This window comes from Thermodesulfovibrio sp. 3907-1M, assembly GCF_040450955.1.
Taxonomy (GTDB): domain Bacteria; phylum Nitrospirota; class Thermodesulfovibrionia; order Thermodesulfovibrionales; family Thermodesulfovibrionaceae; genus Thermodesulfovibrio; species Thermodesulfovibrio autotrophicus.
On record NZ_CP144373.1, the window covers coordinates 569,332 to 582,198 of the forward strand.

General features: G+C 32.4%; 11 protein-coding genes, 1 tRNA gene and 1 pseudogene. 9 read left to right on the top strand and 4 right to left on the bottom strand.

Going from position 1 to position 12,867, the window contains the following annotated elements:
* Positions 1-18: 18 nt before the first annotated feature.
* From tsaD to V4D30_RS03000, 3 genes are read right to left on the bottom strand one after another with little or no spacing between them, the layout of a single operon-like run.
* Positions 19-1,011: a tRNA (adenosine(37)-N6)-threonylcarbamoyltransferase complex transferase subunit TsaD gene (gene tsaD / locus V4D30_RS02990; protein ID WP_353684766.1), complete on the bottom strand. Its 993-nt coding sequence runs from the start codon at positions 1,009-1,011 to the stop codon at positions 19-21.
* A 3-nt stretch (positions 1,012-1,014) separates the two neighbouring features.
* The gene (gene ccsB / locus V4D30_RS02995) at positions 1,015-2,073 is read right to left on the bottom strand and encodes a c-type cytochrome biogenesis protein CcsB (protein WP_353684767.1); all 1,059 of its coding nucleotides are present in this window, start codon (positions 2,071-2,073) and stop codon (positions 1,015-1,017) included.
* Positions 2,070-3,452 (bottom strand): cytochrome c biogenesis protein ResB, encoded by a 1,383-nt coding sequence (locus V4D30_RS03000; RefSeq protein WP_353684768.1) that lies wholly within the window; start codon positions 3,450-3,452, stop codon positions 2,070-2,072. The genes ccsB and V4D30_RS03000 overlap by 4 nt, the downstream gene beginning before the upstream one ends.
* Before the next feature lie 56 nt (positions 3,453-3,508).
* On the opposite strand from V4D30_RS03000, the gene V4D30_RS03005 reads away from it, so the two are divergent.
* The 7 genes and pseudogenes from V4D30_RS03005 (at position 3,509) to V4D30_RS03035 (ending at position 8,037) form a co-directional block, all read left to right on the top strand.
* On the top strand, positions 3,509-3,901 hold the full coding sequence (locus tag V4D30_RS03005; protein WP_353684769.1) for a hypothetical protein: 393 nt from the start codon (positions 3,509-3,511) through the stop codon (positions 3,899-3,901).
* Between the two features lie 116 nt (positions 3,902-4,017).
* Positions 4,018-6,018 carry a cytochrome c family protein gene (locus tag V4D30_RS03010; RefSeq protein WP_353684770.1) on the top strand — a complete coding sequence of 667 codons (2,001 nt, stop codon included), beginning with the start codon at positions 4,018-4,020 and terminating at the stop codon, positions 6,016-6,018.
* Positions 6,018-6,650, top strand: coding sequence for a cytochrome b/b6 domain-containing protein (locus tag V4D30_RS03015; RefSeq protein WP_353684771.1), 633 nt, complete (start codon positions 6,018-6,020; stop codon positions 6,648-6,650). Before V4D30_RS03010 ends, V4D30_RS03015 begins: the two co-directional genes overlap by 1 nt.
* 35 nt (positions 6,651-6,685) lie before the next feature.
* Complete coding sequence (locus V4D30_RS03020) at positions 6,686-7,057, top strand: cytochrome c3 family protein (RefSeq protein ID WP_353684772.1); 372 nt, start codon at positions 6,686-6,688, stop codon at positions 7,055-7,057.
* Positions 7,058-7,117: 60 nt separating this feature from the next.
* Positions 7,118-7,435: a hypothetical protein gene (locus tag V4D30_RS03025; protein ID WP_353684773.1), complete on the top strand. Its 318-nt coding sequence runs from the start codon at positions 7,118-7,120 to the stop codon at positions 7,433-7,435.
* Between the two features lie 17 nt (positions 7,436-7,452).
* Positions 7,453-7,543: transfer RNA gene (locus V4D30_RS03030), tRNA-Ser, on the top strand.
* A 27-nt stretch (positions 7,544-7,570) separates the two neighbouring features.
* Positions 7,571-8,037 (top strand): annotated as a pseudogene (locus V4D30_RS03035) (flavodoxin family protein).
* Here V4D30_RS03035 and V4D30_RS03040 read toward each other — a convergent pair.
* The gene (locus tag V4D30_RS03040; RefSeq protein WP_353684774.1) at positions 7,999-9,984 is read right to left on the bottom strand and encodes a cation:proton antiporter; all 1,986 of its coding nucleotides are present in this window, start codon (positions 9,982-9,984) and stop codon (positions 7,999-8,001) included. The pseudogene V4D30_RS03035 and the gene V4D30_RS03040 overlap by 39 nt on opposite strands.
* 82 nt (positions 9,985-10,066) lie before the next feature.
* On the opposite strand from V4D30_RS03040, the gene miaB reads away from it, so the two are divergent.
* Together miaB and mtaB are read left to right on the top strand one after the other, a co-directional pair.
* Positions 10,067-11,359, top strand: a complete 1,293-nt coding sequence (gene miaB, locus V4D30_RS03045; protein ID WP_353684775.1) for a tRNA (N6-isopentenyl adenosine(37)-C2)-methylthiotransferase MiaB — start codon at positions 10,067-10,069, stop codon at positions 11,357-11,359.
* The gene (mtaB, locus tag V4D30_RS03050) at positions 11,356-12,579 is read left to right on the top strand and encodes a tRNA (N(6)-L-threonylcarbamoyladenosine(37)-C(2))-methylthiotransferase MtaB (RefSeq protein WP_353684776.1); all 1,224 of its coding nucleotides are present in this window, start codon (positions 11,356-11,358) and stop codon (positions 12,577-12,579) included. The genes miaB and mtaB overlap by 4 nt, the downstream gene beginning before the upstream one ends.
* Positions 12,580-12,867: the final 288 nt, after the last annotated feature.

Here is a 12,867-nt window from a genome sequence, read left to right on the forward strand (position 1 = left end):
TGTCCTCCTTCTTAATTATTATAATGGTAAATAAGCTCTTGCATTAAGATAAAGATCAGATTTTTCACCCCTGAGAAATCTATGGTATCCTGAAACAGCTATCATTGCAGCATTATCTGTGCAAAGGGATTTTGAAGGAAGATAAATCTCCAGTTCTCCTATCATCTCGGCTCTCTTTCTTAATTCACTGTTTGCAGCCACTCCGCCTGTTATAACAACCCTTTTTAATTTTTCCATAGATGCTGCCCATTTTATTTTCTCAATCAAAACATCAACCACTGAGCACTGAAAGGCTGCTGAGATATCCTTCTTTATTTCATCGGGAATGTCTTCTTCATATCCAAGATTTTTTAAAAGAACCTTAACTGCAGTTTTTAATCCACTGAAGCTAAAATCCAGACTTCCATGTAAATAAGGTCTTGGAAGATTGAATTTTTCAGCATTTCCTTGCTTTGCCAGTGAATCAATTACGGGACCGCCCGGATATCCAAGTCCAAGCATTTTTGCTACTTTGTCATATGCTTCTCCAGCAGCATCATCTCTGGTTCTTCCAAGTTCTTTATATTTTCCAAAATCCTCCACTCTGTAAAGACTTGTATGTCCTCCTGAAACTATAAGAGTAAGGAAAGGGAATTCTGGAAACTCCTCTTCCAGAAAAATTGCCTGAATATGTCCTTCAAGATGATTTACTCCAATAATAGGTTTTCCTGAAGAATAACTTAAGGCTTTTGCAAAACAAAGCCCAACTAAGAGTGAGCCAATTAAGCCTGGACCATTACAAACGCTTATTAGTTCAATATCCTTTAATGTTACTCCAGCTTCATTAATAGCCTTTTCACCAACTTCCCATATCCATTCAATGTGTTTACGAGAAGCTATTTCAGGCACAATACCACCGTATTTGCTGTGAAACTTAATCTGAGATGACACAATATTGCTTAAAATTTTTCTGTTCTCTAAAATCGCCACTGATGTGTCATCGCATGATGTATCAATTCCAAGTACAATCATGAATTACATACTTCCGTATGAGTGTAGTCCGCTTAAGAATAAATTTACTCCAAGATATGTAAAAATTGTTATAAGAAAGCCAATTACAGCTATCATTGAAGTTTTTGTGCCTTTCCATCCTCTGATAAACTTTGCATGAAGATAAAAAGCATAAACAAACCATGTTATCAATGACCATGTTTCCTTTGGATCCCATCCCCAGTACCTTCCCCATGCCTGATCAGCCCATATGGCACCAAAAACCAAGCCTCCAATAGTAAATATGGGGAAACCAAAAGCTATTCCCTTATATGTCATATCTTCAAGAAATCCTGAAGTAATTTTTAAACTTTGAACTATTTTTTTCATGTGGTCACCAAATCTCCAGAAAAGAAAAATAATTGTTATTAATGCTATCCAACAAAAAATAGATATTATAATCGAAGAATTTCCCAGGGTTGAATGAAAGATTTTTATTGATTTTGGGTTTGATGCCGAGAAAGCATCAAATATTAATGATATAAACATAAAAACCATAAAGCCCAAAATTGATGTAGAAAAGATGTATTTGAAAGATTTTTTACTTTCTGTCTCCACTATAACATGAAGAAGCGCAGTTATAAAGCTTATTCCAAAAGCAGCATAGGCAATAAAACTTAGCGTAACGTGTGCCAGCAACCAGTTGCTTTTCAGAGCTGGAACAAGAGGCTGAACTTCTTTAGTTATTCCAAGAACATCAGTAAGTCCAATTGTTATACCTGCAATAACGGAAACAAAAACTCCAAAGCTTTTATTTTTATATTTCCATTCAATAAAAAGATAACCTGATACTATACACAAAACAAAAAAAACCAGACTTTCGTATAAATTAGTAATTGGAATACTTCTCATAACTGAATGATTTATCGCATACATTTCTTTAAATCTCTGGATAAATCCATAAATGTGAATCAGTGCACCTGTAGAAAGTATTCCTGTTGCAGCAAACCCGATTTTTTTATTTTTTGTGAGTATGTAAACAATATAAACTGGCATTACAAGAATGTAAAGAATTCCTGCAATAGATATAATCTGATAGCTCATGCTTCATCTCCTTTCAGTTTTTTTATTATCTCATCAATTTGTCTTTCAACCATTCCCTTTGATGTTGGACAGTAAAAGACTACCTGATTTTTGTTTATTACAGCAAAGTAATTGACAGGTCTTAAGAAAAGGCAGATAAAAAGACCCAAGCACATTAAAATTGAACCTGTGTATATAAGAGGAACTCCAGGGTCCCGTCTTACCTGTAGTCCTGTAAATTGAGCACCCCATAGTTCATTGAATCTGAGTTTACCATAAGGAGTTTGCCATGATTCAGGAATTTTTTTAAGTATCCATTGTTGTGTTTTTTTTCCATTGTTTTCAAACTCTACAAGCACAGCAGGATTAATCATATCAGAACTCATGTTAAAAAGCCTACCTTCCTCATCTATTCCTAAAGCAGGGGAGAAATCTACAACAGAAGCAGTTACTGAAGTCCCTGGAATTTTAAAATTTTCCTCAAAATGAACATTGATGTTGTGTTCCTTTCCTGTTTTATCAAAATAAGTAAATTTAAACTCAGCATGCTCTGTTGGTTGAAATCCATAGCTTGCCTGATAAAAAGTAATTCCTCTGTATGTAAAAGGGTGATTTACTTCAATGACAATGTTTTCCCGCACAGGTTTACCGCTTTCAATAATTTTGAGATAGCTTCTATAAGCCTTTGGTATGGCAGAGTTTTCATAGTATTCTGCCTCAAATCTCTCACATCTAATCTCAAAACCAAGTGGAATAGCTTTTCCTTCATCTGAAATAGCAAAGTTTAGTCCTGTTCCTTCAACTATGTTCATAGAACCTCTAAATCCAAAGAAAGTTCCTATTAAAGCTCCAGCAAGAATTATAAGAATGCTTAAATGAGTTAAGTATACTGCCAATCTTGTTTTATTCCATTTTTTTGCCTGAATTTGAAATCCTTCTTGAGTTTCAAAAACATGTGTGGAAAATCCTTTATTCTGAAAGAGTTCTTTAATTTTCTCCAGTATTCTGTCGTTATTTATTTTTACTGTTTTTTTTATTGGCATTTTATCAAGCACTGATAAAGGATAGGGCTGAGGGGGGGCTTTAAAAGATTTTAGAAGAGTAGGTAGTCTGTCAATTGAACAGACAATCAAGTTTAATGCAAACATAAATAGTAAAAAGGTAAACCACCAGCTGTGATAAACATTATTAAGGTCAAAAAGGTTAATTATTTCGTAAGTTTTATGTGCAGATGAAATTGACATAAATTTTGAAAAAAATTTAATAACAGGCTCAGGCTCAATGCTTTGAGGAATAACTGTCCCAATTGCAGCTCCAGTTGAAATAGTAATAAATAAAGCTACTGCAAGCTCTGTAGAAGCAAAAAAATTCCAAACTTTTTCGTTTACTCTGTTAAGCATAATCCCTCCAATTTATCCTAATTGATTAATTTATCATACCTGTGATATATTTTTCTATGAACTATCTTAAAAAATTAGTTATTTTTACATCCATTTTGTTACTTTTATTTGTTTCTTCTGGGTATTGTAAAAATAAAAAAACTGTTATTCTTTATCTTTTCTGGGCAGAAGGATGTCCACATTGTGCTAAGGAAAAAATTTTTTTGTCTGATTTAAAGAAAAAATATCCTCCACTGCAGATTAAGGATTATGAAGTATCAATGCCTGCATCAATAGAGCTTCTTAAAACAATGTCAAAGGCTTACAATATAACTCCAACAGGTGTTCCTGTTACATTTGTAGGCAATAAAGCATTAATTGGTTTCTCAGAAAAAATAGCCTCCCAGATTGAAGAAACCATAAAATACTGTCTTAAAAATACCTGCGAAGACCCTCTCTATAAAAAATAATTATTAATTATTTTAAAAATTTTTATAAATTCTTCAATATAAAACATTGATATTCTCTTAATGTTGTGGTATAATGTTCCCAACGTGTGAACAAAAATCCTTGAAAGGAGTAAGGGATGAGAGGAATATTAATCGGGAGTGTTATTATTCTGTGTTTTTTGATTTCCTATTTTATTCCAGTAAAAGATGCGGTTTCTGATGATGTAAAATCCTGTTTGCGTTGTCATGGAATGAAATCCTTACAGAAAAAATTGGAAAATGGAGAATCCCTTTCTCTTTATATTGATGGTACTAAATTTGAAAAGTCTGTCCATGGAGCTATGGATTGCTCTTCCTGTCATCCAGATATTACACTAAAAAATCATCCAAGACCAAAAAAAGTAGCAGACAAAAAAGTTTATACAAAGGAATTTTCAAAAAATTGCCTTGTCTGTCATCCTCAGGATTCATTAATGAAACCTAAAATGCACGGAGAAGTTGTGAAAAAGGGCGAGATTTTATGTGCAGAATGTCATGGTTCTCACTATATTAACTCCATAAAAGAATGGAAAAATAAAGTATCTTTTAATGAATACTGTTTAACCTGCCATCAGTTTAATATGACTAAGACTTTGCCAAGTAAAGAAAAAATTTCTCTTAAAGTAAATGAACAGGAGATTAAAAACTCTGTTCATGGTAAATTTCAGTGTCTCGTCTGTCATGATGATTTTTCAAAAGTAAACCATCCTGTTTACAATTATAAAAATAAATCAGAATACAGAATAAAAATGACTGCTATTTGCACAAAATGCCATACTGATAAAGAACTTCAGAAAAATCCTGCCCATTACGCTCTTACAAAAACAGCTTCCTGCATTGAATGTCACGGCTATCATGGAGTAAAACCAGTTAAGGTTGTCAAATCACTACCTGAAAATGAGTACTGTTTAAAATGTCACAGTAGTAGTATTGTTAAGAATATGAAAAATAGAGAAACCCTATCAGTTCAGGTAAAGGAAAGTGATATTTTAAGTTCTGTCCATAAAAAACTAAAATGCACAGATTGCCATAAAGAATTTTCCACAACTCAGCATCCTGTAAGAAACTTTGAGTCTGTAAAAGATTACAGGGCAAAGGCAAAAGATGTTTGTAACAACTGCCATCAGGAGGCAGTTAAAAAATATGATATAAGCATTCACGCAGAAGCTCTTAAAAAAGGTAATCAACAATCTCCTGATTGTCTTAAATGCCATGATTATCATAAAGTAACATTAATAACAAAAGATAAAAATGCAAGTTCTGAACTCTGTATAAAGTGCCATTCAGAATCAGGTCAGGCTTTTAAAGCAAGTGTTCATCAGAAAGCTATTAATGATGGTAAACATAATGCTCCAAACTGTGCATCCTGTCACAATTCCCATGATGTTTTACCAACGAATATAGCAAAACTTGGAGATTCCTGTGTAAAATGCCATAAGGATGTTAAAACAGCTCATAATAAATGGCTCTGGAATCCTCCTCTAAGACTCACCACATTTGTAGATGCGCATCTTAATTACGCATCCTGTGCTGCCTGTCATACAAATGTTAACAAAGCAGTTTATCTTACACTTTTTGATAGAGCTAAGAGCAAGCCATTAACAGAAGCTGAAGTTGCCAAGCTCTTCGGAGTTGATGTAAAAGAGGTTAAAGGCAAATTGGATTACAACAATGATGGAAAAATTCAACAGGAAGAACTCTGGCAATTTATGTCCACAGTAAAAACAAAGTCTAAGGCAAATCTTTCTGGTAGAATTGATGTTTTAAATCCAAATGATGCCCATAAGATAGAACCAAAATCAAAAGCTATAAAAGACTGTGCATCATGTCATAATCAAGCAGTTCAGTTTGCTGCAAAGGTTGAGATTAACAGGGAAGGTGAAAAACCTATTAAATTTGATCTTGACAGTAAAGCATTAAACTCAGCCTATGCAATACCTAATATTAGAGATTTTTATGTACTGGCATTAACGAAAATAAAAATCCTTGATATATTATTCTTTATTGCTTTATTGGGTGGAATAGCGGTTCCTGTAGGGCATATAACTCTTAGAATATTAACAGCGCCAATTAGAAGAAAAAGAAGGGAGGGAAAATAATGAAAAAGATATATCTTCATCCATTACCTGTAAGAATCTGGCATTGGATAAATGCAATAGGTTTTATTATTCTAATACTAACCGGAGCCCAAATAAGATTTGTGGATTCAATGGGATTGATGAGCTTTGAAACAGCTGTTCAGATTCATAGCTGGCTTGGTTTTATACTGCTTGCAAACTATTTTATCTGGCTTCTTTACTATCTCTTTTCAGGTAAACTGTTCAAAATATACATTCCACCATTCTGGAAACCACTGGAGTTTATAAAAAATTCAATAAGACAGGCAAAATATTATGGATATGGTATTATGGTGGGAGATAAAAATCCCCATCATCCTACACCGGAAAATAAATTCAATCCAATGCAACAGATTTCTTATTTAATGATTATGGTTGTATTAATTCCTGTTCAGATTCTAACAGGATTGATTTTGTGGGATCCTCAACTATTTGGTTTTTTAGCTGGAATAATAGGAGGAATTCAGATTGCCACTCTCATTCACACTGGATTATGGATTTTCTTCAGCGCCTTTATAATTGTTCACTTCTATCTTGCTACTCTTGGACATACTCCAATGGCGCATATTAAGGCAATGTTTACAGGTTATGAAGAAGAACATGAGGAGCACTAATAAAAAAGCTTGAAACTGAAAGGAGGTGATTAAGATTGAAGTCTAAAAAAGGGTTAATGGTTCTAACTGCAGTTGTCTTTTTATTCGCAATCTCCTTTGTATATGCTCAGCCTCAAGATGTCTACGATCTGAAAATTGAAGGTGGAAAATTTCCACCAGTAAATTTTTCCCATGCTAAACACTCTACAGATTACAAGGTAGACTGTAAAGTATGTCATCACAAAGAAGCGGATCCAAAGGTAAAAGCTCAGAAATGCACAGATTGCCACGATCCAGCAGAAGTGAAAAATGGAGCTCCAAAAGCTATGGATGCCTATCATAAGAACTGCATAGAGTGTCATAAAAAAGAAGTTGAAGCTGGTAAAACTGCTCCAACAAAATGTAATGAATGCCATAAGAGAGGATAATTCTGTATTCATTTTTAAGCCGGGGAATAATATATCTCCGGCTTTTTTATAAGAAAAGCCATGGAAAAATTCAAAAAATTTATTGGAAAGACCTTTAAATTAGAAACAATTAAGAATCAAGAATTTTTAGAGAGTCTTTCAATTTGCTGTCAAAATCTTCCTGATAAAATAGAAGAATTTGAAGAGATTGAATTTTTAGTGGATGATATAGTTATGTGCATTGCTGTGCTTGAAGGAAAAATCAAAAGAATAATGCTCGTTAAGGTAAACAAAGAGTCTCCCGATGAATGTGCACCTCTTACAAAGGAAGAACTTGAAGATTTCTTAAAAAAAAACGAAGAAAAGCTTCTAAAATTCTTTGAAAATATTACAGAATAATGCTAAAATAAAGAATTGGAGAGGTGCCGGAGTGGCCGAACGGGCGCGACTGGAAATCGCGTGTGGGGTCTAAAAGCTCCACCGAGGGTTCAAATCCCTCCCTCTCCGTTTATTTTATTTCAGGAGGAAATGTAAATGAAAGTTGTAGCCTTTAATGGAAGTCCGAGAAAAAATGGAAATACTTATCATGCCATTAAAATGGTATCAGAAGAGCTTAAAAAAGAAAAAATAAAAGTGGAAATAATTCATGTTGATAATAAAAATATAAGAGGTTGCATTGCCTGTTATAAATGTGCACAAAATAAGAATGAAAAATGTGCTATTGATGATGAGGTTAATGAATGGATCCAGAAAATAGAAGGAATCCGATATCTAATTACTGGAATGTAATCTTTGGAATGAATCCTGGAGAAGTTTTAAAGGATGAGGAAGGAATGCAGATAATGAGAATACTCGGTAAAAATATGGCTTGGACATTAAAACTAATTGAAAATGGAAAGGATAAAATTATTAAGCCTGAGAGAGAAGCAAAAATATACACTAATTTTATAAGAGATAACTTTTTAATCTCTTTTTTGAAAAAAATTCAATGCATCAACTAATTGTTTTTTATTGCCAATGTAAATTATTATATCACCTTCCTTTAAAATAAAATCCGCAGAAGGGTTTAGAATTGTTTCTTCTCCTCTTTGAATAGCGATTACTGTAACTTTTGCCCTGTGTCTTATATTAAGAGATTTTAAGGAATGTCCTACCAACCATGAATCTTTTTCTATCAAAAAACTATCCATATCAAGTCCTTCAAAAATAACACATTCAATTGCTGCACGGGTTTTGGGTATGTCATTGAGACGTAAAATTTCATATCCTTCGGCTCGTATTTTTTCTATCATCTGTAATATTTGATTTCTCGGCACACCGAAGCGATGAAGCACTCTTGCAAAAATTTCCAGAGATGTCTCAAACTCTTCAGGAATAACTTCATCTGCCCCAAGTTTTTTTAGTTCTTCAATTTCAGTTATGAATCTTGTTCTTACTATTATATGAATTTTCTGATTTAATGTTTTTGCAATTTGGACTATTTTTCTTGTTGCCAATGGATCAGATATGGCAATCACAAGAATTTTTGCTCTGTGAATTCCCAATTTATGCAAAATTTCTGGAGTTGTTCCATCACCATAATAAATAGGCTCTCCCTTCTTTTTCATTTTTCTTACGGTATCAGGATTAAGTTCTAAAATAACATAAGGTATATTGCTTTCTTTTAGAACTCTTGCAAGATTCCTTCCATTTAAACCAAAACCTATAATTATCACATGATTTGATTTTTTTACAACAATTTCTGTTTCTTTTATTTTTCTTGTCTTTTCAAGTGTTTTGAATGGTTCTTTATGTATTAAATAACTGATCACAGATGGAGAATATCTTATTATCAGAGGAGTAAGTAACATTGTTATTACAGAGGCAGCAATAAAACTTTGATAATCATTTTCATTTAATAATCCCATTGTCTTTCCTGTAAATGCAAGGATAAAGGAGAATTCTCCAATTTGAGAAAGTGTTAAAGCAGAAGTTAAGCATATCTTAAGAGAATTGAGGAAAAAGTAAATGATAAGAGCAATGATTAAAGCTTTAGAAAACAAAATCCCTCCAACGAGAAACTCTACATTTGCAATATTATTTGTAATATAATTGATATTTAAAAGCATTCCAACAGAGATAAAGAATATACCTGAAAAAGTTTCCTTAAAAGGTAAAATGTCAGAGACAGCCTGAGCTGAATATTCAGACTCTGAAATAACCACACCTGCTAAAAAAGCTCCAAGTGCAAGTGAAACTCCTAATTTTGATGTAAAGAAAGCTGTTCCAAGACAGATTGAAATAATCACAATTATAAAAAGTTCTCTGATTCTTGTTTTTACAACTTCATGAAGAATAAAGGGAACAGCTATTCTTGAAAAAAGGAAAATAACAGCGAGTATAATAAAAGCCTTTAAGATAACCCAGAGAAACATATAAAAACTTCCACCTTCAGCGGAAAGCATCTGCGTAAAGAGCATAAGAGGAACTACACAAAGATCCTGAAAAAGAAGAATTCCAAGAGATATTTTTCCATGTGGGGAATTCAGTTCTCCCCTATCAGAAAGAAGTTTCATAACAATAGCAGTGCTGCTTAAAGCGACAATAAAACCATAAAAAATGGATAAATTTAATGCTGTATTCAAAGCAATTTGACTTATAAGACTTATAACAATTATTGTAAGCAAAACTTGAAGACTTCCATATAAAAAGACCTCTTTTTTTAACGAAAATAATCTTGGAATAGAAAACTCCACACCAATGGTAAACATCAAAAGAATCACACCAATTTCAGCAATTAACTCAACCTGTTGTGGCTCTTTTATAAGCGCCATTCCATGTGGACCTATTATTGTGCCTGCAATAAGAAAACCTACAATTGCCGGAATTTTAAATTTTCCAAGAACATAAATAATTAAACCAGAGATGCCAAAAATGATAAGTATTGCCTGTAAAAATTCATAAATCATTTTTATATTATGCTCAATTTTTTAAAGACTTTCAAATTGTTAAGTTTGAAAATTACACATTCTTGCCTGTTATAATAAAAACATGAAGGGTAGGGCAGTTTATATTAAAACATTTGGATGTCAGATGAATGAACATGATACTGAAAGAATGCTTGGAATTCTGGAGACAAAAGGATTCATTGAAGTGGAAGAACCCAGAAAAGCAGATATTATTATTTTTAATACCTGTGCAATAAGACATAAAGCTGAGCAAAAATTTTTAAGCAGCCTTGGAAGAGTTAAATATCTTAAAAAGAGAAATTCTCAATTAAAAATTGTTGTAGCAGGATGTGTAGCTCAACTTCAGGGTGAAAATCTCTTGAATAAAGCTCCATATATTGATTATATCATTGGCACAGATAACATCCATATGCTTGACAGTATTATTGAGAATCAAACTCCTCATAGAGTATTTACTTATGAAAACCCTGATGTTACTAACATCAAAATTCCTACAAAAAGAATGCACAATGTAAAAGCATGGGTAAATATAATTTATGGATGCAACAATTATTGTGCTTACTGTGTTGTTCCTTATTCACGGGGTAAGGAAAGAAGTAGACCCGTAGAAAGCATTCTTGAGGAAGTTAAATTGCTTGGAGAGCTTGGTTTTAAAGAGGTCACACTTCTTGGACAGAATGTAAATTCCTACAGAGATGGCAGTGTTGATTTTCCTGCATTACTTGAAAAAGTTAATGAAGTTAAAGGAATTGAAAGAATTCGTTTCGTTACTTCTCATCCCAAGGATTTGTCAAAGAGGCTTATTCAAACAATGAAAGATTGTGAGAAAGTATGTGAACACATTCATCTTCCTCTTCAAGCAGGCTCAAATAAAATTCTCAAACTTATGAATAGAAAATACAGTTATGAAGAATATTTTGAAAAAATATGCTGGCTCCGTGAAGCAATTCGGAATATTTCTATTACTTCAGACATTATTGTTGGATTTCCTCAAGAACAAGATGAAGATTTTGAAAAAACCTTAGATGCTTTAAGAGAAATCCAGTTTGACGGTATATTTGCTTTTAAGTTTTCTCCAAGGGCTCAAACTCCTGCAGCAAAACTTGATGGAGCTATTCCAGAGAATGTTAAATCCCGTAGACTCACAGAAGTTTTAAAGCTTCAGGATGAAATAACAGAGAGAAAAAACAAATTATTGGAAGGCACAATTCAAGAAGTTCTTATTGAAGATAGAGAAGGTGAATATTCAACAGGAAGAACAAGAACAAATAAAATAGTAAAAGTTACTTCTAATATTGCTTTAGGTAGTATGGTTGATATAAAAATTGTAAAGGCGCACAGACACTCCTTAGAAGGGGAAATTCTCCAAAAATGAAGGTATGTTTTATTACATATGGATGCAAGATTAATCAAGCAGAATCACAGAGATGGGAAAAACTTTTAAGGCTTAAAGGATATTCTGTTACAACTAATCCAGAAGAAGCAGAGATCTGGATCATAAACACCTGTGCAGTAACTCATAAAGCTGAGGTTCAATCAAGACAGATAATAGATAAAGCTAAAAGAACGGGTAAAAAAGCTTATGTAACAGGTTGTTACGTGGAACTCTGTAAAATCAACGGAAACGAAGATCTGAAAGTATTTTCAAATTTTGAAAAAAACAATATAATCAATATGTTTGAAGTATTAAATGAAAGTGATAAATTAAATATTTCAAGGCATAGAGCTATTGTTAAAATTCAGGATGGCTGTAATCACTATTGCAGTTATTGTATTGTGCCATATTTAAGAGGGAAACCAAGAAGTTATAAGTTTGAAGAAATTTTGAGAGAAATTAATGATTATACTGCAATGGGAATTAAAGAAATTGTTCTAAGTGGAGTAAATATTGGGCTTTACGGAATAGATTTTGAAAATAAAATAAAACTGAACAAACTTCTTAAAGCATTACTTAAAGAAACTTCTGGATTTAGAATAAGATTGAGTTCTATTGAAGTAAATCATATTGATGATGAGTTTCTTGAAATAATCTCTGATCGTAGAATTTGCAAACATCTTCATATTCCTGTTCAGCATGGAAGCGATAAAATTCTTAATTTGATGAATAGACCATATAATTCTATTCAATTTCTGCGTGTAATAGAAAAAATTTTGAAATTATATCCTGATATTGCAATTGGCACTGATGTAATAGTGGGTTTTCCAGCAGAGACTGAAGAAGATTTTAAGAAAACTTTACAATTAATAGAAAAAATTAGATTTTCCTATCTCCATGTTTTCCCATACTCAAAGAGACCTTTTACCAAAGCATCTCAGATGTCTGAACATATTCCTGAAAGCCTTAAAAAGGAGAGAGTAAACTACTTAATAAAAATTGGCAAAAAGAAAAAATCAGAATATATAAAAAAATTTTTGGGTTCTGAACTTGAAGTAATCGTTGAAAGCAAAAAAAATGGTTTTTTTTCAGGAACTTCTGACAATTATATTAAATGTTTTATTGACAGTAAAGAGTCTATCACAGGAAATATTTTAAGAGTCATTGTAAATAATGTTGACGAAGAACATGCTTTTGCAACTCTAATTAACGATAGATAATAACTCAAAAATCAGCTTGCTCGATTAATACTCAATTCAAGATTTTTCTATAAGATTTATAATATTTTGCGATTTTCTCACAAAAATTTTAACAGGTTTTAAACAATTTTTATCATTAAAATTTTGTCCGATAATGTATATTATGTTAAATTTTTACATAAAGAATTGTGATTAGATAATCGCTTTATATTCTTCAGAAGCTTTGCGAAGCAGTCAATCTCTTGAATTTTTCTAAAAATTCAAGAAGTGCTATAATTATATGAAAATGTGATATACTTAATTTACTAA

Coding starts and splice junctions, on each gene's coding strand:
- tsaD (WP_353684766.1), bottom strand. CDS start 1,011: ATGATTGTACTTGGAATTGATACATCATGCGATGACACATCAGTGGCG.
- ccsB (WP_353684767.1), bottom strand. CDS start 2,073: ATGAGCTATCAGATTATATCTATTGCAGGAATTCTTTACATTCTTGTA.
- V4D30_RS03000 (WP_353684768.1), bottom strand. CDS start 3,452: ATGCTTAACAGAGTAAACGAAAAAGTTTGGAATTTTTTTGCTTCTACA.
- V4D30_RS03005 (WP_353684769.1), top strand. CDS start 3,509: ATGAACTATCTTAAAAAATTAGTTATTTTTACATCCATTTTGTTACTT.
- V4D30_RS03010 (WP_353684770.1), top strand. CDS start 4,018: ATGAGAGGAATATTAATCGGGAGTGTTATTATTCTGTGTTTTTTGATT.
- V4D30_RS03015 (WP_353684771.1), top strand. CDS start 6,018: ATGAAAAAGATATATCTTCATCCATTACCTGTAAGAATCTGGCATTGG.
- V4D30_RS03025 (WP_353684773.1), top strand. CDS start 7,118: ATGGAAAAATTCAAAAAATTTATTGGAAAGACCTTTAAATTAGAAACA.
- V4D30_RS03040 (WP_353684774.1), bottom strand. CDS start 9,984: ATGATTTATGAATTTTTACAGGCAATACTTATCATTTTTGGCATCTCT.
- miaB (WP_353684775.1), top strand. CDS start 10,067: ATGAAGGGTAGGGCAGTTTATATTAAAACATTTGGATGTCAGATGAAT.
- mtaB (WP_353684776.1), top strand. CDS start 11,356: ATGAAGGTATGTTTTATTACATATGGATGCAAGATTAATCAAGCAGAA.